We start from the raw sequence: 19,825 nt of genomic DNA, 5'->3' as shown, positions 1-19,825 counted from the left end.
ATGCCGAATATAGAACATACAGATTATTATTCAAACATATTAGGAACAAGCCTGAAAGTGGAAGTTACAGGACATTACGGTCACCCGATCATTATGTTTCCTACTTCCCAGGGACAATACACGCAAAATCATGATTTTCATCTCAACGGAAGTATCAACTGGTTTATAGAACAGGGAAAGGTTAAACTTTACAATGTTCAGACGATTGACGGCTGGAGTTTTTATGATGATAAGATTTCACCTCAGAAAAGAATCAAGAATTATGAGCTGTATGTGCAGTTCCTGATTCAGGAATTCATTCCGTATATCCAGAAGCTTCACAAAACACACCGTGTGGCAGTGGCCGGAGCAAGTTTCGGAGGGTATCATGCGGCCAATTTTGCCTTCAGATTCCCGGATGTGGTTTCTCATCTGTTCTGCCTTTCGGGAGCGTTCAGCATCAGGAATTTTATGGACGGATACTCGGATGAGCTGGTATATTTTAACTGCCCGAGAGAATTTGTAAAGAATGACGAAGCCTGGAAATACAAGCATATGCATATTGTCCTCAGCACTTCAGACCAGGATATCTGTAAGGATAAAAACCTTGAAATGGCAGAGATCCTAAGCGCGAAAGGCATTGATTTCTGGTACGATGAGAGAAAATGGATCAATCATGACTGGCCTTTATGGCGAATGGTTTTTCCAACATTTATAGGTGCATTTTTTTCCTGAAAAACTGTACATTTAAGAACACAAATTAATAATACATTACACCAACCTAAAAACAAAAATTATGGCAAAAAAAGTGGGAATTCTATTCGGTATGGAAGATACGTTTCCGTGGGCATTTATCGATAAAGTGAATGAACTGGGTGGCGGAGAAATCATCGCTGAAGCAGTAAACATCGATAAACTTGAGCAGGGTGCCGATTACGGATATGCAGTGATTATCGACAGAATTTCGCAGGATGTTCCTTTTTACCGGGCTTATCTTAAAAATGCAGCGCTGAACGGAACTTATGTAATCAATAATCCGTTCTGGTGGAGTGCTGACGAGAAATTTTTCAATAATGCACTGATGAGCAAACTGGGAATTCCACTTCCTAAAACGGTACTCCTTCCTTCGCACGAAAGACCTACAGATACTTCAGAAACCTCATTCAGAAACCTGAAATTTCCGCACGACTGGGAATATATTTTCAATTATGTAGGATTTCCTGCCTATATGAAACCTCATGATGGCGGCGGATGGAAAAGCGTATACAGAGTGGAAAATCCTGAAGATCTATGGGAAAAATTAAGCGAAACAGAGCAGTTGGTGATGATGGTACAGGAAGAAATTGTTTTTGACGATTACTACAGAGTGTACTGTCTGGGCAAAAAATATGTTCACATCATGCCTTACGAACCACGTAATCCTCACCATCTGAGATATGCTACCACACATCAAACGCAAGGAGAAGATCTGGAAAAACTGTTAAAAACGATCCACGATTATACGATCAAAATGAATGAAGCTTTAGGCTATGATTTCAACACGGTAGAATTCGCTATCAGAGACGGTATTCCGTATGCTATCGATTTCTGTAATCCGGCTCCTGATGCTGATAAAAACTCTGTAGGTGAAGAAAACTTTGCATGGATTGTAGAACATGCCGCCAAACTGGCCATTGAAAAAGCTAAAGAATATGTTCCGGGGAAACCTAATATCTCCTGGGGCACTTTTGTAAAAGACTCTGTAAAATAACACTTGAAAAATTAAAAAAACACGAAAAAAAAATGCATCAATTTACTATTGGAATCGAGGAAGAATATCAGATCATTGATGTTGAAAGCAGGGACTTAATATCTCATGTTTCCAAGATCATTGAAGGCGGTAAAGCGGTTTTAAGTGAAAATTTAAAACACGAAATGCACGAATCCATGATTGAAATGGAAACCGGCATCTGCCAGAATATCAAAGAAGCCAGAGCGGAACTTACCAACCTGAGAAGACATTTGATCAATACAGCCCATGAACAGGGACTTCGGGTATCCGGAGGCGGAACCCACCCTTTTTCAAACTGGGAACACAATACGATCACTAACGGAGAACGTTACAACAAAATCGTAGATGATATGGGTGATGTGGCGCGCGGAAATCTTATTTTCGGACTTCACGTTCATATCGGAATTCCCAACCGTGAAGAAGGGGTAAGAATTCAGAATGTGATGCGTTATTTCCTGCCGCACGTGTATGCGCTTTCTACCAATTCTCCTTTCTGGATCGGAAGAAATACAGGGTTCAAATCTTACAGACAGGAAATTTTTGTGAAATTCCCAAGAACCGGTATTCCAAGCTACTTCAATTCATTAGCAGAATTCGACAGCTACGTGGAGCTTCTGGTAAAAACCGGAACCATAGACAATGCCAAGAAAATCTGGTGGGATCTGCGTGTTCACCCGTTCTACCCTACTATTGAGTTCAGAATCTGCGATATGCCTTTAAGAATAGAGGAAACCGTTTGTATGGCAGCCATTATGCAGAGTTTAGTTGCAAAAATCTACAAACTTCACCAGCAGAATTTAAGTTTCAGAAGCTACAGAAGATTATTACTGAACGAAAACAAATGGAGAGCCTCCAAAAGCGGTATTGAAGCCCACCTGATCGATTTCGGGAAAGAGGAATCTGTGCCTTATCCGCATCTTTTGAAGGAACTTCTGGAGTTCATTGATGATGTGGTGGATGAACTGGACTGCAGAAAAGAGGTGGAATATGCCTGGACCATTCTGGAAAACGGAACGGGAGCCGACAGACAGCTTAAAGTCTTCCAGGAGACGGGCGATCTTACCAAAGTAGTGGATTATATGATCTCCGAAACAGAGTATGGCATAACACATGGTGAAACCGCTTCATAATATTTTTGGTAACTTTGCAAAAAATATGAAGTAGTATGAAAGATATTCGAATTGCATTGATAGACATGAACAACAATCATGTAAATCAGGGCTTTAGAAATATTAAAGAGATTTCGGAAGCATTCCAGCAAACCTCTGAAGAAAACGTGATCATCCAAACATTTGATGTGAGGTTTAAAAATGAAATGCCCAATATTGAAGATTTTGACATCTTTATTTCTTCGGGCGGACCAGGCAATCCACACAGAGAAGGCCTTGAATGGGAAGATCGTTATTCGGCTTTTCTGGATGGTGTTTTGGAGCATAACCAATACAATGAAGATAAAAAATATCTGTTCCTGATCTGCCATTCATTCCAACTGGCGAGCATCCACTGGAAACTGGGTAATATCTGCAAAAGAAGATCGTATTCTTTTGGGGTAATGCCGGTTCACAAAACAGAGGAAGGCGAACAGGAATTTTTATTCAAAAACCTTCAGGATCCGTTCTATGCTGTAGATTCCAGAGCTTACCAGTTCATTGAGCCGGATATGGATCGTTTCGAAGAATTAGGAATGAAAATCACTGCTATTGAAAAATTCAGACCGCATATCAATCTGGAAAGAGCTGTTATGGCATTCCGTTTCTCAGATGAAATATTCGGAACCCAGTTCCACCCGGAAGCTGATCCCAAAGGCATGATTGAAAACCTTAAAGACGAAAAAAATAAAGAGGCCATGATCGAGAACTTCGGAATGGAAAAATATCTTGAAACGGTAGACCGCATAGATGATGAAGACAAGATTATCCTTACCAGAAGCCAGATCCTGCCGAGGTTCCTTCAATCTGCCAAAAAAAACATTTTGAAAGGATGTGAGGCTTTAGCTTAAAAGAAAAATGCGGATTTATAAAAAATGATTTAATATAAAACCACAAAAGTCACAAAAGTTTTAGAGGCTTAAGTAAGCATTTCAGCTATTGAGAAGAGCACTTAAGTTTTTTTGAAAATCTTTGATTTTCATCTTATGTGAACTTTTATACATTATATTTAAACCTGTCTTAAGTGATCTAAAGTTTTTAAAAACTTTTGTGACTTTTGTGGTTAAAATCTATGAATTATTATTAAACTTTATTTTAGATCACGCTAAAATTTAAATATTTCACAGGGCAAAAAATACGCTTCGACTCCGCTCAGCATGACAGTGCTGAAAAGACGGATGGTATTAGAAATGTCATGCTGAGCGGAGCCGAAGCATGATCCCTGAGATAAAATATTGTACTAACAACAATACAACTAAAAATCGGGCAGAAATGCTCGATTTTTTAAAATCAAATCACAAAGAAAAAATATGATCCCAAAATACAGAAAACAGTTCAATCAGGAATTTTCACAGGAAAAATACACTCAGCTTAAAGAAGCCCTTGCCCAAAAAGGAGGCATAGAACCTGCCTTCAGAATTTCAGAAAGCCCGCTCTTCCTGACGAATGAGTTTAAAAACAAGCTTCTGGATGCCAGTGATAGTATAATTGACCAGATCAAAGAACTTCCTGCTGAAGTCCTTTACAAAGCTGTTCCTGACAACTGCAGAGTTCCCAATGACACACTGCAGCCTCACTTTTTCACCATAGATTTCGGGATCTGCCGCAGCGAAAACGGACAAATCGAGCCCCAGTTGATAGAACTACAGGCTTTCCCTTCCCTGTATGCTTTTCAAAAGACTTTTGAAGATACATTTTGTGAAGTCTACCCTTTCCTTTCTGAGATCAAGAATAAAATGCCCCATGATGATTTTAAGAATCATTTAAAAAAACTGATCGTAGGAGATGAACATCCAGAACATGTTATTTTACTTGAAATATTTCCTGAAAAACAGAAAACAGCTATTGATTTTGCATTAACGGAACAATTATTAGGAATAAAAACCGTATGCCTGACGAAAGTTAAAAAAGAAGGCAAAAAACTGTTCTATGAGAACGATGGAAAACTTACTGAGATCAAAAGAATTTACAACCGGGTAATTTTTGACGAGCTTGACAGAATTCCGGATTTAAAAGCTGGATTTGATTTCCGTGAGGATATTGATGTACAATGGATCACGCATCCTAACTGGTTTTTCAAGATCTCAAAGTTTCTTCTTCCAATGCTGAAACATCAGTTTGTTCCAAAAAGCTATTTTCTACATGAGTTCCCGGAATCTGAAAGTCTGGAGAATTTTGTACTGAAACCTTTGTTTTCTTTTGCAGGAAGCGGCGTGAATTTAAATCCTACAAAAGATATTACAGAAGCCATTGAAGATAAGGAAAACTACATTCTGCAAAGGAAAGTAAGCTACGAACCGATTTTTGAAGATATCAACGGAGAATTTTCAAAAGCAGAGATCAGACTTCTTTATATCTGGCACGAAAATGAAGACCGCCCGGTTCTCCTGGAAAATCTGGGAAGAATGACAAAAGCCGCCATGGTGAACGTAGATTTTAACAAGAAAGATGCAATCTGGATCGGAAGTTCCAATGCCTTTTTCGGAGAAGAATAAAGCAAAATAAGAAATAAATCAAATCCTGATTCATACAACAGATCCTTCTGAATTCAGAGGGATTTGTTATTTTTGTAAGACTGGATTTCGATATCCATCTTTCCTTCTGAATAGAAAATTCAGTTAAACAACGAAAAATAAAAATGTACCAGATGAATCTTAAAAATATTGATGAACTTATTTTTCAGCCTCTCGGACTAAAGCTTTTAAATATCGAAGAAGACACTGAATCTAAAGACTATTCCGGCTCCAGTTTTACACTCGGCCATTTGAATATTAAATTCCGAACGTCTAAAATAACCCCTACTAAAACCGGCCAGTTTGTAACCATCTGGAAGCGCGATGAAAAGGGAGAAACTGCTCCGTTTGATTCCGGTGATTCTTTTGACTTTTATCTGATTTCAGCTTCCAAAGATCACAACAAAGGAATTTTTATTTTCCCAAAAGAAATACTCATAAAAAAAGGAATTTTATCTGACGGGAATAAAACTGGAAAAAGAGGCATTAGGGTTTATCCAAGCTGGGATATTGCGGGAAATAAGCAGGCAACGGCTACCCAAAAATGGCAGACGGAATATTTTCTTGATCTTTCCGATAGCCCAGAATCTTCTCTTGAAAAAGCTAAGGTTTTGTTGGGTTTGAAATAAAGCAGCTGATATTTCTTTCAATGCAAAGTTTTACAGTAACTCTGTATATTTTTAAAGGTTGAAAAGATGGAATCAATCTCTGATTGATTCGATTAAGCGAACGGTTATTCATACAGCTTCATCAGCAACGCAGCTGTTTTCTTTGCAACCCTTAAAGTACAACACATTTTTCATAAAACTTTGCGTTTAAAAAATTCTCGCAGATTAAGGAGATAATGCAGATTTTGTACTTGATATTTTTTTGTAGGAAAAGTGCAAGGACGCAAGGATTTTTAATAGGGGAATGTTTTAAGACGCAAGAAAATCGAAGATTTTCAGCACCTTAAAAAAACAAAACCGGCTGAAAATTCAGCCGGTTTTGTTATGATTTATTTATTCATTAATTTTTATCGTCTTCAAGCAGCTCCCGCGCCTGATATTCCTGAACCAAATCAATGGCATTTGAAATCACATCACTTAAAGCAGTGATGAAGGTACCCTCTTCAGCCATTCCCATGGCGTGTTTTAAAGCTTCAATTTCTTTTGGAATAATTTCATAACTAACATCTCTTCCGGAAGACTGCATCCCTTCAATGATTAATCCATTGATTTCCTCTTCTGTTCTGCCACGAAGATGCTTTTCATTTCTGATAATAATATGATCAAACATTCTTCCTGCAATTTTTCCGCATTCTCTGATATCACTGTCACGTCGGTCTCCAACGCCTGAAATAATACCGATTTTCTTGGTAGATTCTACATTTTTAAGATAATCCTCGATGGCTTCATACCCTGAAGGGTTGTGAGCAAAATCAATAAGAACCTTAAAGTTTTTGAATTTAAAAATATTCAGTCTGCCCGGTGTGAGCTGTGCACTTGGAATAAAAGTTCTCAGAGAATTCGAAATATCTTCAATTCCGAAACCATACAGATAACTCGCCAGACTCGCTGCCAGCACATTTTCGATCATAAATCTGGCCTTTCCTTCCATGGTAATCGGAAAGTCTTTAGCTTTTCCTATTCTGATCTTCCAGTCGCCTTTTTTAATGGTTACAAAACCTTCTTCATAGATGCAGGTAATTTTTCCTTCTTTGGCAAATTTTACAATATGAGGATTGTTTTCATCCATACTGAAAATGGCAACATTGCTGTCAAGGTCGTTGATGATCTTCATGGAATATTCGTTGTCTGCATTCAGAACGCTCCAACCGTTTTTCTTTACGCTGTCCAGAACCACTCTTTTTACCTTGGTCAGATCTTTCAGGTTGTGAATATCATTCATTCCCAGATGATCTTCCTCAATATTGGTTAAAACCCCGATATCACACTGCGAATAGCCTAAGCCCGAACGCAGAATTCCTCCTCTGGCTGTTTCCAGAACGGCAAATTCCACGGTAGGATCTTTTAAAACAAATTCAGCAGAAAGCGGTCCTGTGGTATCACCTTTGGAAAGCATTGTATTTTGGATATAAATACCGTCAGAAGTGGTGAAACCTACTCTGTAACCGTTGCTTTTTACAATATGCGAGATTAATCTGGTCGTGGTGGTTTTTCCATTGGTTCCGGTCACCGCAATAATTGGAATTGTGAAAGGTCTTCCCGGAGGATACAGCATATCCATTACCGGAGCCGCTACGTTTCTTGGAAGTCCTTCGCTTGGTGCCAGATGCATTCTGAATCCCGGTGCCGCATTCACTTCTATAATGGCAGCTCCGCTTTCTTTCAGAGGCTGGGTAAGGTTTTCCGCCATGATATCGATACCGCATACATCCAGGCCTATGATTTTGGAAACTCTTTCCGCCATCGTGATATTCTCAGGGTGAACCATATCTGTCACATCAATGGATGTGCCTCCCGTAGAAAGATTGGCTGTAGATTTTAAATATACCACCTCGCCTTTTTGAGGAACGGTTTCCAGTGTATAATGCAATTTTTCAAGAAGCTCAGAAGTATCTTTATCCACTTCTATTTCGGTAAGTACATTTTCGTGGCCGTAGCCTCTTCTCGGATCTCTATTTTCTTTGTCGATCAGCTGTTGAAGGTTCAATTCGCCGTCCCCTACCACATGGGCAGGCACTCTTCTTGCCGCAGCAACCATTTTATTATTAATGACCAATACCCTGAAATCATATCCGGTAATGTATTTTTCTACAATTACTTTTCTGGAATATTTCTGGGCATGCTCCAATCCTATTTTCGCTGCTTCCCAGTCGTTAACATTGATGGATGAGCCTTTTCCATGGTTTCCGTCCAGTGGTTTTAAAACAATGGGATAGCCGATTCTTTTGATAACGCTGTTTAACCCCTCTTCATCTACAACCAGATCTCCGATGGGAACAGGAATAGCCGCATCATGAAGCATTTTTTTGGTTAATTCCTTGTTGCATGCAATATCTACTGCAATGGAGCTTGTTTTCCCGGTAATCGTAGCCTGAAAACGCTCCTGGTTTACCCCATAACCCAGCTGTACCAAAGAATTGGTTCCTAATCTGATCCACGGAATTTTCCTTGAAACGGCCTCCTCCACGATACTTCCCGTAGAAGGACCAAGACGTACACGCTCCCTGATCTCTTTTAATTTATGGATACAGGCATGCAGATCATACTCTTTATTTTCGATCAAAGCTTCTGCTATTTTCACAGCTTCTTCCGCTGCATAAATTCCTGCATTTTCTTCGATATAATTAAATACTACATTATACACTCCCGGCGATTTCGTTTCACGGGTCCTTCCGAATCCTACATCCATACCTGCCAGGGTCTGTATTTCCAGGGCAATATGTTCAATGACATGTCCCATCCAGGTTCCGGTTTCGATCCTGTGAAAAAATCCGCCTTCCACTCCTTCCGAACACCGGTGGGTAAATAAGGACGGCATCAGTTTTTCAATTCTTTCCCTGAACCCGTCGATCTTGTTCGTAGGATAATTTTCCATTTCTTCAAGGTCCAATCTCATCTGTATCAGCTTCTTTCTTCTGATACTCCAGATATTTGGCCCGCGTAGTGCCTGTATCTTCTCAATTTTCATAATCTATTTGCATTTTTATCAGTTAACAATAACTCCTTCAAAAATCAAAGATAATGTAAAACCCTAAATGAAACTATACCACGTTTAAAGATTTCTCAAAAAAGAATTAAAAAAAATTCACTATCCTAAAACATTAAAAATCAATTTAAAATGTGGTATGAATTTCGCTAAATGTGAATTATTTTTTAAATTTGTACCCTATGATGAAACCTGTTGGAAAATTAATTATTATCGGAGGCGCTGTAAACAAAGGAAGTTTTGCAGAAACCGATTTCGACCAGAATATTGAAAAAAACCTTAACTTCTTTGAGAGAGGGATCTTGCGAAAGATCATCAACGAGTCTAAACATAAGGAAAACTCTGTCATTGAAATTGTAACCACAGCCTCACAAATCCCTCAAATTGTAGGAACAGAATATAAGAAAGCATTTGAATTTCTAGGTGCCAAAAATGTCAACATCCTTGATATCCACAACCGCGAAGAAGCAAACTCTGATGCGATGGCTGCGAGAGCCAATGCCGCTGACGTTGTGATGTTCACCGGTGGTGATCAGCTGAGATTAACATCTATTCTCGGAGGAACAAGATTTCACGATACCATTTTACTGAAATACCAGGAACAGGATTTTATTTACTCCGGAACTTCTGCAGGTGCTGCCGCAGCCTCTGAGAACATGATCTACCAGGGAAGCAGCTCGGAATCTCTTTTAAAAGGTGAAATCAAAACAACCCAGGGACTTGGCTTGATCGACAATGTAATTATCGATACGCATTTCGTACAGAGAGGAAGAATAGGACGTCTTTTCCAGGCTGTTGTGAACAATCCACGAACCTTAGGAATCGGGCTTGGTGAAGATACGGGACTTTTTATCTATAATGATATAATGACCGCTGTAGGTTCCGGCCTTGTTATTCTTGTAGACGGAAGATTCATTAAAGATACCAACCTTACGAACATCAATCTCGGGGAGCCTATTTCCATCGATAATCTGACCGTTCACGTGATGTCTATGAATGATCATTACGACCTTACCACGAAGAAACTTACCATCGAGAACTCACAGTTTAATCCGATACCGCAGGATAAGTGATGCGGGTTGCGTGATCCGGGTTTTCGAGGTTCGAGTTTTTAAGTCGCGAGTTTCGAGGTAAAGGATATGGGGTTTGAAGATTCTCGTGATTCGGATTTGAATTATGCGTTGTATTTTCATTTTTTGACAGAATGATTTTTGTAGAATTAATATTTTTTAATTTTAAAACAAATCATTGCTGCTAGCTGTAATCAATTTCATCAACTACTTCCAACCCGCACCATCTACCCCGAATCTCAAAACCTCGAATCCAGAATCCAGAAAACCTGAAACCCGCATCCCGAAACTTATATAAAGAAAATTCTTATATTGTTCTCATAAATTAAGACCGAGATAAATTGTGGTAACTACACAGTACCCCGAAACCCGCATCCCGAAAATCCGAAACAAAACTCTATGAAAATAATCATCCACGGCGGTTTTTTCTCTGAAAGTGATCAGAGTCATGAAGTAAAGACAGCCAAACAGAATTCTTTACAACGTATTGCCCAAAAAGCATTTGAATACCTTCAGACGCATTCCGCCTTTGATACGGCGGCATATGCTGTTTCTCTGTTGGAAGATGATCCGCTGTACAATGCCGGCATCGGTTCCCAGATCCAAAGTGACGGTGTAATCCGGATGAGTGCTGCCATTATGGATGGCGAAACACAGAAACTGAGCGGCGTCATCAATCTTCAGGAGGTTAAAAATCCTGTTTTTGTGGCCAAAGCACTGATTAATGAAGATGACAGGGTTTTAGGCGGAAACGGTGCTAAAATCTATGCTTCCGAACATGGTTTCGAAAATTTCTCCACAGAAATCCCTCAAAGAAGAAGCGAATATGAAGCTAAACTGAATAACGGAGGAAAAGGAACTGTAGGCTGTGTAGCGCTTGATAAAGACGGAAAGCTGGCTGTTGCCACCTCAACAGGCGGAAAAGGTTTTGAAATCCCCGGAAGAATTTCAGATTCAGCCACCGTGGCCGGAAATTATGCCAATGCCATCTGTGCCGTAAGCTGTACAGGAGTAGGTGAAGATATTGTGAGCAATGCCACTGCCGCAAAGATCGTAACGAGAACTACTGACGGAATGAGCCTTGCACAGGCCTTTAACAAGACTTTTGAGGAACTGAAAACCATTGACGGTTTTGCTGGCGCCATCGCTATTGACAAAGACGGAAATATGTATCATCAGGATTCTTATCCCACGATGGTATTCGCCAGTTTTGACGGTGAAGAATTTCAGGTATTTCAATAATTTTAACATTTTTTTATCATCAGCTTTGATTTTTTGGCACGTATTTTACATGTTAATCAGTAACAAATTTTAATACACAATTTTAAAAATAGAAATCATGGGAAACAAAGCAAAAGGTTTATTAGCTCTATTAGGTATCGGTGCTTTAGCATATTGGAAATACAAAAATTCCACTCCTGAAGAGAAGCAGGCAGTAAAAGATAAAATCAACACTGCTAAAGACAATCTGAATAAGTGGGGAAATGACGTGAAAAATAAAGCCAATGAAGTAGCTTCCCAGGTTCAGAACAAAGTAGATGATGCTAAAACAAAGGCAGAAGATTCTTTAAGCTAAACAGATTAGTTTTTTTAACATTCATATATAGAAAGTCATCGTAGTCTAAGGATTACGATGACTTTTCTTATAGGCTGGAAGATGGAAGTCTGAAGTTGGAAGTTATTGAAGCCTGAAAGCTCAACTTTAGAATCCTCTTATATATTTTAATGCTAAAAGTTTAAAATTACGATCAACAGTAACTTCCGGCTTCCATCCTCCATCTTCCAGCACTTTTAAAATTTACTTCTGCTGACCTCTCAGGCTGTACACCATCGGAATTTTATTGCCTATGTGTGAAATTCTCCATTTTCCTTTTTCAAATTCATCTAAATGTTTGAAGCATGGGTATGGCGACCAGTCGAATTCCTGAAATATTTCCAGCTCTATTTTGTGGTTGATCAGATTCTGCATCACCTCAGCCAAAGAGTGGTTCCACATCACATATTCCTGAACGATATCTGCGGTACGGTCTGCATAAGTTCCTTCATAGGTTTCTACAAGAGGTTTTTCATTAAAATAGTTGTAGCCTACCTTTGAAAAATCATCATCGAACATCCACACAACGGGATGGAATTCTGCCATGACAAATTTCCCGCCCGGCTTTAAAAAGTGGCTGACCACTCCTGCCCATTTATCCAGATCCGGAAGCCAGCCTACGGTTCCATAACTGGTAAACACAAGATCAAACTTCTGATCCAGAACATCCGGCAGACTGTAAATATCCGAACAGATAAATTTTGTATCCGTTCCACATTGCTGTGCCAGATCATTGGCCGCCTCAAGGGCTTTATCCGAAAGATCAACTCCGGTAACTTCCGCACCCATTCTTGAGAGCGAGATAGAATCCTGCCCGAAATGACACTGCAAATGCAGGATTGTTTTTCCTTTTACATCTCCCAAAAGCTCCAGTTCTATGGAGTTGAGAGAATTTCTTCCTTGTAAGAACTCATCTACAAAATAGAAATCCGACTTCAGGTGCGGATCTACCTTGGCGTTCCAGGAATTCTTATTGATTTCTAAGTAATTTTCCATGATTTTATTTATTTCAGATTCCCCGGGAGTAATGGAAGTCCTTCTAAAATTGCCATCTCAGCATCATCTTTTATTGTATGACAGTCTGATCTTTCAGGGTCTTCATTCATCTTTTTTATACATTTCTTCCGATGCAGGTAATAAGCAACCCAATAGCCAGCATCAGAATCTAAGGAATCTTTATGAGTTTTAATATTTAATTTTGCTTTAACAAGTTTTTGGTTTCTGTAATAGAATTCATTATTGTAAATGCTGTCAATTCCTGTTTTTTTCTCAATTTTTATATATTCCGGACGTTCAGGATTAAAAATTACACTTACGGTTGACAGTACTCTATCAGTTTCTCCACTGGTGATCCCTGATTTAATGGTTTCTTTTTTTAGCCCGGTACCCTCATCAAGTAACTGAGACTGATGATCAATTTCTTTTATATAGGCCTCATTTTTCTTTTGGCTGATGCAGGAACAGACCGTTATGATGATCAAAAATAAATGATAAGGCTTCATATGAATCTACAGCTTAAGCAGCTTTTTCTTCTGCTCATTAAATTCTTCTTCGCTTAAAACACCGCTTTCCTTTAATCTTCCCAACTGTTCCAGCCGATCTAAAACAGTGGGTACAGGCTGATTCTGAAAATATTCTTTGGGGCGGGCCATAAAGTCTCTTACTTTTTCGCAGAACAGTTCTGCTTCATATCTTCCTACGCCATCGATCTCAACTATATTATCCGATACATGGAGGTCTATAGATCCCAGCATCAATGAGGTTTCATATTGGATGGAGCTTACTTTGTCATAGGAAAAATCCTCTACCTTTAGTCCGTACATAAACTCTTTGTCTACGAAAATCAACCGCCTGTCGGTGGCTACCAGAATAATATGATGGTTGGTTGTTTTGTTTCTGCCTTCTACAAGATAGATAATCCTTTCGGTCCGGGAAAGTATATCGGGTAATTCACGAATTTCTTTTCTCGCGAAAAAGGTGGGATTGATATTTAGTTTTTCGAGCTCTTCTTTTATTTCATCGAGTCTTGACATTTCACTCATAGCAATAGTTTAGGAACCTAAATTACTATTTCTTTTGGAAAATCATTTGATCCGGTGAAAAATTTAAATCTGCTGAGTAATAACGATAGAGGTATAAGGGCTGTAAACCTCCCATCCTATGGATTCATACAGTGCTTTTCCTTCTTCTGTAGCCACTAATAAATGATTGGAAATTCCTTTTGAGCGTACAATTTTTTCAAGTTCCAGCATTAAAAAAGCTCCAAGACCTTTTCTGCGGTGTTTTTCATCTGTAACAATTCTGTCGTAAACTGCCAGACCGTCTAATGAAACCACATAGCCGGAGGATGCTAAATCACCATTCTCAGCCAGAATCTTTATCAATGTTGTGGAATTGTACTGCTCATATTCCAGATGGTAACCTTCACAAAGCTTTCTGCCGGGACTTTTCATGGGCCCAGAGCATTTCATCATATATCCCTGAGGCTGTATTTCCCATTTTTCAGGGATGAGTTTTTTTACTTCACCGGGTGTAGCACAGACTTTCAGGAAAATCCAGGGTTCCTCAATCTGTCCGGAGAGTTCAATAAAATCATCATTCAATTCAGAAAAGACATATCTGGCTTTTTGTTTTTCGTCTCCTACTTCTACTTTAAATCCGGACCTGTATTCCACAGGAATCGGAAGCTGTCTTGAGAGGGACCAGCCTTTCAGCCATTTTCCGACAAGATCATGAGATACTCTTTCTTTCATGATGTAAGTATTTATGAAAGCTGATCCAGCAGCTTCTTTTTCTGCTCTGTAAATTCTTCATTGGTAAGAATTCCGTTTTCCCTCAGTTTTCCCAGCTTTTCCAACTGTTCTAAAATAACGTCTGATGCCGCCTGCTTTGTTGCCGAGATTTGTTGCTGCACTTTTTCCTTATTATAAATCTTCTGAATAAAGCTGTAAAAGGTTTCTGCATCCAGTTTGTCAAAAAAACATTCAAAATCAACCGTTCTATCGTCGGTATGTATCTTTATAATGGGTGATAGCTGATGGTCAACATAGCTTACTCCTGTAATGGTTTCATTGGGATACTGATTGACTTTTACCGGAGAAAACATCGCTTTTGAAACAGAAATAATTCTTTTAGGCGTCACCAGCAGAATTCCGGCATCTACCGTCTTCAGGAACTGGGCATCTGTTGCGGCCAGAATGACTTCATCTACAGCCAGAATGCGCGGCAGCTCTTTGATCTCTCCTTTTGTAAACATGGAAAGATTGGCGCCTGCCTGTGCCAGCTGATAGGTGATCTCTTTGAGTCTTCGTTTATAAAGATCGCGGGGCATTTCACCATTATCAATGTATGGAGGCAAGCTTTGGACTTCATTTTTCTCTTCTTCGGGCTGCTGAGCTTCCGGTTTTATTTTTCCTGTCTCTACAAGATTTTTAATATCATCGGAGCTGAATGTATGAAGGTCATACAGCAGCTCCTGATGGGCACTGCTCAATTTATCCAGACATTTGTTGCACAGGTTTCTTCCATCTGAAAGTTTGTTCTCTCCCAGCAGTGTATCCATTGAGTTCAGTTCTGCATTGCATAATACGCAAGTATTGCTCATTTTGATGATCTTTTTAAAGTTTAGCCAATAATTTTTTCTTCTGTTCTGCAAATTCTTCTTCGGTCAGAACACCCAGTTCACGAAGCTTTCCCAGTTTTTCAAGCTGTTCCAAAATCACCGCAGGCGTTTCTTTTTCACTCTCCTGCTGAGGTTTTGGAGTCTGCTGTACTGCTTGTTGCTGTCTCGCCTGTTCCTGTTGCGCTCTTATCTGGCTTTCAGTGCGGCCCACATAATCCTTTACCGCATCAGCAAAAGCTTTCCCTGCACTTTTTATGTAGAGTTTGAACTCGCCGGTAAAACCTGACGTAAAAACCTTTAAGGTAGAAAACATAAGGCCTGTATCATGCTGTACGGAGCTTACTCTGTGGAACGGAAATTCATTTTCAAAAACTCCGCCGAAAAACTTTTTATCTACGAAAATTATTCTTCTTTCGGTTCCTATAATAAGGCCTTCCCTGTTGTTATGCAGATATTTTCCTTCTGCGGCAGCTATAATTTTTTCATCTTTATCAAGCACATTTACCAATTCATCTACTTCACTGTTGACAAAAAGACTGAGCTTGGCTCCTGTTGCTACAAGCTGGTCTTTGATCTCATCAAGTCTGGTAGGCGCATCCGCCGTATAAGTAAACTGAATACTCTGAGACGGTGTTTCAACAATCCTGGGCTGGGAAATAACAATCTGAAGATCTTCCAGCGCTTCCGGTTTCTCTACTTCAACTTCATTAGCGGGTACCATATTTCTTATCTGCATAATATTGTACTTCATCAGGTCGGACACCAGGTCTTTATTGACGGCAGTGGCTGCATTCAGGCATTTATTGCAGAGGATTCCGCCATCTGAAAGTTTGTTTTCGCCTAAAAGCGTATCCATGGAGGTGAGGACAGTTCCGCATAAAGCACATTGAGTATTCATCATGGTTTTATGTTTTTAGTTGATCTTAATTTCTTTTAAAAGTAAGTAATTTTTACAATTTGTCAAGCGGTTTTAACTTCTATACTTTCTTTTTTACGTTACCCTTACCCTTAAAACAGATCTTGCTGACTATTTTTCAGATAATCAGCAAGATATTTTTATATTTTTCTTATCACAAGGATAAACAAAGTTTTTTTACACTTAGAATATTTTTTAAGTTAAACAAAGCCACTTCGTTGATCAAGGTAACACAAGTTTACATTAATCGTTTAGCCCCATTCTTCTTCTATCTCTTCAAGTGTTTTTTTAGATTTTTTTTTCATACTAACCCATCAGCAAGATATTTTTATATTTTTTTATCACAAGGATAAACAAAGTTTTTTTACACTTAGAATATTTTTTAAGTTAAACAAAGCCACTTCGTTTATCAAGGTAAGACAAGTTTACATTAATCGTTTATCCCCATTCTTCTTCTATCTCTTCAAGTGTTTTTTCTTTTGTTTCAGGGATTTTTTTCCAGACGAATATCCAGGCTATAATTGCAGCAGTCATGTATAACCAGAATGTATTAGCTGTGCCCAGAGAACCCATGAATACGGGGAATGTCTGAGATACCGCAAAGACGGCAAGCCACAGGAAAAAAGTAGCTACTGACATTGCGGTTCCGCGTGCTTTGGTAGGAAATATTTCGGAAATAACCACAAATGTAAGCGGGCCCAGCGACATGGCAAAACTGGCAATATATCCGAGAATCGCGATCAGAATAATATATCCGGTTTTTTCCAGATAGAAAGTATAGCCCACAACAGCCAGACAAACGATCATTCCTGTAATGCCATACAGCAGTAATGTCTTCCTTCCCCAGCGATCCACATATTTTATGGCGACAAAGGTAAATATTACATTAATCACACCTATAACAACCGTCTGAAAAAGAGCAGATCCGGAGCCCGCACCCATTGATTTAAAAATTTCCGGTGCATAATACATAATGGCATTTATCCCGGTGATCTGTGAAAATACGGCCAGCAGAATACCTATTATTAAAGGTTTCTTCAGTTTTACATCCTTCAGATCTGATAGGGAAAAAGGCGTTGTATCCGTCAGCGATTGTTTGATCGTTTCAAGTTCATGAGCACCCTTTTCTTTTCCATGAATCCGGTTTAGAATAGATAAAGCCTCAGAATAATTTTTCTGGCGGACCAGCCACCGCGGACTTTCCGGAACTGTAAAAAGCAGCAGGATAAAAATCACCGAAGGAATAACCCCTGAGCCGAACATCCATCTCCATCCATATAAAACATTCCAGCTTTCATCATAGATTCCTGCAATATAAGCATTCACAAAATAAATCACCAAAATCCCCGTCACAATACCCAGCTGAAAAATAGAAACCAATCTTCCCCGGATTTCAGCAGGAGCCATTTCTGAAATATACATGGGTGAAAGTATGGAGGCAATACCAATTCCCATCCCGCCAATAATCCTGAATACTACAAAAACCCACAAGCCCGGAGCCAATGCTGTTCCAACAGAGGAAATGGTAAACAGCAAGGCAGAAATCATTAACACTTTTTTCCGCCCGATCCGGTCACTCAGTTTTCCGGAGAACATGGCACCAACCAGACATCCCAATAAGGCACAGGAAGCCGTCCAGCCCGTCATTGCATCTGACAGACAATAATAAGTCCGCATAAATCCGATAGATCCGGAAATTACCGCCGTATCATAGCCGAACAACAGACCACCGACTGATGCCACCAGCACTGCTTTATAAATGATTTTTGAGTTTTCAGTCTGCCTCATATGAGTTATTTTAGAATTTTTTCTTTAATCATATCTGTACGAATGCCTGCTTTTACGGTGGCACATTCCTTCCCTTCACTCTCGCCATGTGGAGTAATGGTATAAGCTCCAACGCCTGCCGGAATGATAAAGGTTTCAGCATACCGGACGATGTAAGGTTCAAAGCTGTGATCAGGGCTTTCTATAATAGCTTCACGCCCTTCTACAAGATTTAAAACATTCACAGTTCCTTCTGTATGATGATGAACTTTCTTCGTAAACCAGTGTCTGCGGGTTTCAATAAATGACCAGGCATCAAGTCCGGTACGTTCTTCCCGCCAGCCGTCACCTTCTGCAACAGGAACCATGAGATTCAGAATGTTTTCCTTTGTCCAGGATGAATCCCGGTTCCACTGGATATTATTTTTGCCGTGTTCAAGTGATATAGGACGTGGTTTCCCATCCAGTCCCATACGTCCCCAGTCCCACAATTTATAGGTAAAAATATAAGGCGTAGCACTTATTTCCAATACGACAGCATCTGCTCCTGAACAATGTACCGTTCCTGCGGGAATCGATACATGATCATGTTTGCGGACCGGCCATTTCTGTACATATTCATCAGCATTAAAATCCATATCACCAAGCTGGGCACTTTCCAGATCCTTCATCATCAGTTCAGGATCTATGTTTTCTTTAAGCCCGAGATATACAAAAGCATTTTCTTCAGCATCCAGTATGTAATAGCTTTCATCCTGGGTATAGGTCATTCCGAATTTTTCTCTGATATATTCTTTTAACGGATGCACCTGCAGGCTCAGGTTGCCTCCTCCCATCGTATCCAGAAAATCAAAACGGATGGGAAACTCATCTCCGAAACCTTCGTACACTTTTTCGCCCAATAAAGCTTCAGGTTGAAAAAATACAAGATTAGCTGACGGTATTTCCATGACCTCATCCCCAAATCCCAGCAAAAGGCTGTTTTCCTCAGGAACACAATCGAAGCCCCATGCAAAATTCTGAGCACTTCTGTCAAGATCACATATTTCTTTGAGCCACTGTCCGCCCCAGGGTCCGGGATCGAAAAACGGAACCACTCTGAACGGTGTGGTAATTATTTGTTCAAGAGCATCAAACAATGCGTTTACACTGATCATTTTAGGCTCACCGGGTTTAGTGGTATCTATGATGAAATCACAGGTTTTCAGGATTCTTTTTTTATAACGGTCAGAGACACGCCAATCCACAAAATAAGCATGTTTATACTGATAGGAAAACGGATCCCTGTAATTTGTTTTTCCGAGATTACAGGCGGTATTATTGCGAAAGCGCATCTGTATTTCCCACCGCGGCATATCTGCGTAAAGGATCAGTTCCGGCTGGCTGCCCAATAAGACGGCTCCGGGCCCGATGATCACCACACCTCCATCAGTATCATTCATTATTTTCTGAAGATTTAATATTTTCTTTTCATCAAAATAATCTTCCAGCTCAAGGGTATTCATCATTCCGAAAACGGGATCATCTGTAACATAAGGCTGAACCATTTCGCTGATTTCAGCTTCTGATTTCATCGCTTCCGCTGTATTGATGATTAAAGCCGGGTTTAAAAATGTTTGTACCTCAACTATAATCTCATCCAAAAAAACACCGGGATAGCATTCAATGGCTATTATTTTGGGATTGTTTTTTTTAACCTCACTGAATATATTTTCCCAGCCTGCCGTACAGCTTTGACCTTTTATTTCAGTGACCGGAAATTTATTGTAATTCGATTTCATTAGTATTCAA

General features: G+C 39.6%; 18 protein-coding genes. 9 read left to right on the top strand and 9 right to left on the bottom strand.

Annotated elements, in window-relative coordinates:
- The 6 genes from JET18_RS08140 to JET18_RS08115 all read left to right on the top strand — a co-directional run bounded on the left by JET18_RS08140 (position 1) and on the right by JET18_RS08115 (position 6,040).
- Entirely contained in the window at positions 1-714 is a 714-nt protein-coding gene (locus JET18_RS08140; protein WP_202090110.1) for an alpha/beta hydrolase-fold protein, read from the top strand.
- Positions 715-775: 61 nt separating this feature from the next.
- Positions 776-1,729 (top strand): ATP-grasp domain-containing protein, encoded by a 954-nt coding sequence (locus JET18_RS08135; protein ID WP_202090109.1) that lies wholly within the window; start codon positions 776-778, stop codon positions 1,727-1,729.
- Positions 1,730-1,761: 32 nt separating this feature from the next.
- Entirely contained in the window at positions 1,762-2,880 is a 1,119-nt protein-coding gene (locus JET18_RS08130; RefSeq protein ID WP_202090108.1) for a carboxylate-amine ligase, read from the top strand.
- Between the two features lie 35 nt (positions 2,881-2,915).
- Positions 2,916-3,749, top strand: a complete 834-nt coding sequence (locus tag JET18_RS08125; RefSeq protein WP_202090107.1) for a type 1 glutamine amidotransferase — start codon at positions 2,916-2,918, stop codon at positions 3,747-3,749.
- 459 nt (positions 3,750-4,208) lie between these two features.
- Positions 4,209-5,393, top strand: coding sequence for a hypothetical protein (locus JET18_RS08120; RefSeq protein WP_202090106.1), 1,185 nt, complete (start codon positions 4,209-4,211; stop codon positions 5,391-5,393).
- 152 nt (positions 5,394-5,545) lie between these two features.
- Complete coding sequence (locus JET18_RS08115) at positions 5,546-6,040, top strand: MepB family protein (RefSeq protein ID WP_228728502.1); 495 nt, start codon at positions 5,546-5,548, stop codon at positions 6,038-6,040.
- Positions 6,041-6,419: 379 nt separating this feature from the next.
- On the opposite strand, the gene cphA is transcribed toward JET18_RS08115, so the two are convergent.
- Positions 6,420-9,047 (bottom strand): cyanophycin synthetase, encoded by a 2,628-nt coding sequence (gene cphA / locus JET18_RS08110; protein ID WP_202090104.1) that lies wholly within the window; start codon positions 9,045-9,047, stop codon positions 6,420-6,422.
- Between the two features lie 203 nt (positions 9,048-9,250).
- On the opposite strand from cphA, the gene JET18_RS08105 reads away from it, so the two are divergent.
- From JET18_RS08105 to JET18_RS08095, 3 genes are all read left to right on the top strand, one after another.
- Entirely contained in the window at positions 9,251-10,138 is an 888-nt protein-coding gene (locus JET18_RS08105) for a cyanophycinase (protein ID WP_202090747.1), read from the top strand.
- 396 nt (positions 10,139-10,534) lie between these two features.
- The gene (locus JET18_RS08100; RefSeq protein ID WP_202090103.1) at positions 10,535-11,377 is read left to right on the top strand and encodes an isoaspartyl peptidase/L-asparaginase; all 843 of its coding nucleotides are present in this window, start codon (positions 10,535-10,537) and stop codon (positions 11,375-11,377) included.
- 97 nt (positions 11,378-11,474) lie between these two features.
- Entirely contained in the window at positions 11,475-11,711 is a 237-nt protein-coding gene (locus JET18_RS08095) for a YtxH domain-containing protein (protein ID WP_202090102.1), read from the top strand.
- Between the two features lie 222 nt (positions 11,712-11,933).
- On the opposite strand, the gene JET18_RS08090 is transcribed toward JET18_RS08095, so the two are convergent.
- The 8 genes from JET18_RS08090 to JET18_RS08055 form a co-directional block, all read right to left on the bottom strand.
- Positions 11,934-12,725 (bottom strand): class I SAM-dependent methyltransferase, encoded by a 792-nt coding sequence (locus JET18_RS08090; protein ID WP_202090101.1) that lies wholly within the window; start codon positions 12,723-12,725, stop codon positions 11,934-11,936.
- An 8-nt stretch (positions 12,726-12,733) separates the two neighbouring features.
- A complete protein-coding gene (locus JET18_RS08085) occupies positions 12,734-13,231 on the bottom strand; it encodes a hypothetical protein (RefSeq protein WP_202090100.1) in 498 nt (165 codons plus the stop codon).
- Between the two features lie 6 nt (positions 13,232-13,237).
- Positions 13,238-13,771, bottom strand: coding sequence for a PH domain-containing protein (locus JET18_RS08080; protein ID WP_202090746.1), 534 nt, complete (start codon positions 13,769-13,771; stop codon positions 13,238-13,240).
- A gap of 63 nt (positions 13,772-13,834) precedes the next feature.
- Positions 13,835-14,482 carry a GNAT family N-acetyltransferase gene (locus JET18_RS08075; protein WP_202090099.1) on the bottom strand — a complete coding sequence of 216 codons (648 nt, stop codon included), beginning with the start codon at positions 14,480-14,482 and terminating at the stop codon, positions 13,835-13,837.
- Between the two features lie 11 nt (positions 14,483-14,493).
- On the bottom strand, positions 14,494-15,333 hold the full coding sequence (locus JET18_RS08070) for a PH domain-containing protein (RefSeq protein WP_202090098.1): 840 nt from the start codon (positions 15,331-15,333) through the stop codon (positions 14,494-14,496).
- A gap of 13 nt (positions 15,334-15,346) precedes the next feature.
- Complete coding sequence (locus JET18_RS08065) at positions 15,347-16,252, bottom strand: PH domain-containing protein (RefSeq protein WP_202090745.1); 906 nt, start codon at positions 16,250-16,252, stop codon at positions 15,347-15,349.
- A gap of 453 nt (positions 16,253-16,705) precedes the next feature.
- On the bottom strand, positions 16,706-18,055 hold the full coding sequence (locus JET18_RS08060; RefSeq protein ID WP_202090097.1) for a sugar porter family MFS transporter: 1,350 nt from the start codon (positions 18,053-18,055) through the stop codon (positions 16,706-16,708).
- A 5-nt stretch (positions 18,056-18,060) separates the two neighbouring features.
- Positions 18,061-19,815 carry a class I mannose-6-phosphate isomerase gene (locus tag JET18_RS08055; protein ID WP_202090096.1) on the bottom strand — a complete coding sequence of 585 codons (1,755 nt, stop codon included), beginning with the start codon at positions 19,813-19,815 and terminating at the stop codon, positions 18,061-18,063.
- Positions 19,816-19,825 lie beyond the last annotated feature (10 nt).

Source organism: Chryseobacterium endalhagicum (genome assembly GCF_016745235.1).
Classification (GTDB): Bacteria; Bacteroidota; Bacteroidia; order Flavobacteriales; family Weeksellaceae; genus Chryseobacterium; species Chryseobacterium endalhagicum.
This window is presented reverse-complemented; position numbering and strand designations above follow the sequence as displayed.

Bases quoted from the DNA above. Each gene is read 5' to 3' on its own strand.
- JET18_RS08140 (WP_202090110.1), top strand. From the start codon at position 1: ATGCCGAATATAGAACATACAGATTATTATTCAAACATATTAGGAACA.
- JET18_RS08135 (WP_202090109.1), top strand. From the start codon at position 776: ATGGCAAAAAAAGTGGGAATTCTATTCGGTATGGAAGATACGTTTCCG.
- JET18_RS08130 (WP_202090108.1), top strand. From the start codon at position 1,762: ATGCATCAATTTACTATTGGAATCGAGGAAGAATATCAGATCATTGAT.
- JET18_RS08125 (WP_202090107.1), top strand. From the start codon at position 2,916: ATGAAAGATATTCGAATTGCATTGATAGACATGAACAACAATCATGTA.
- JET18_RS08120 (WP_202090106.1), top strand. From the start codon at position 4,209: ATGATCCCAAAATACAGAAAACAGTTCAATCAGGAATTTTCACAGGAA.
- JET18_RS08115 (WP_228728502.1), top strand. From the start codon at position 5,546: ATGAATCTTAAAAATATTGATGAACTTATTTTTCAGCCTCTCGGACTA.
- cphA (WP_202090104.1), bottom strand. From the start codon at position 9,047: ATGAAAATTGAGAAGATACAGGCACTACGCGGGCCAAATATCTGGAGT.
- JET18_RS08105 (WP_202090747.1), top strand. From the start codon at position 9,251: ATGAAACCTGTTGGAAAATTAATTATTATCGGAGGCGCTGTAAACAAA.
- JET18_RS08100 (WP_202090103.1), top strand. From the start codon at position 10,535: ATGAAAATAATCATCCACGGCGGTTTTTTCTCTGAAAGTGATCAGAGT.
- JET18_RS08095 (WP_202090102.1), top strand. From the start codon at position 11,475: ATGGGAAACAAAGCAAAAGGTTTATTAGCTCTATTAGGTATCGGTGCT.
- JET18_RS08090 (WP_202090101.1), bottom strand. From the start codon at position 12,725: ATGGAAAATTACTTAGAAATCAATAAGAATTCCTGGAACGCCAAGGTA.
- JET18_RS08085 (WP_202090100.1), bottom strand. From the start codon at position 13,231: ATGAAGCCTTATCATTTATTTTTGATCATCATAACGGTCTGTTCCTGC.
- JET18_RS08080 (WP_202090746.1), bottom strand. From the start codon at position 13,771: ATGAGTGAAATGTCAAGACTCGATGAAATAAAAGAAGAGCTCGAAAAA.
- JET18_RS08075 (WP_202090099.1), bottom strand. From the start codon at position 14,482: ATGAAAGAAAGAGTATCTCATGATCTTGTCGGAAAATGGCTGAAAGGC.
- JET18_RS08070 (WP_202090098.1), bottom strand. From the start codon at position 15,333: ATGAGCAATACTTGCGTATTATGCAATGCAGAACTGAACTCAATGGAT.
- JET18_RS08065 (WP_202090745.1), bottom strand. From the start codon at position 16,252: ATGATGAATACTCAATGTGCTTTATGCGGAACTGTCCTCACCTCCATG.
- JET18_RS08060 (WP_202090097.1), bottom strand. From the start codon at position 18,055: ATGAGGCAGACTGAAAACTCAAAAATCATTTATAAAGCAGTGCTGGTG.
- JET18_RS08055 (WP_202090096.1), bottom strand. From the start codon at position 19,815: ATGAAATCGAATTACAATAAATTTCCGGTCACTGAAATAAAAGGTCAA.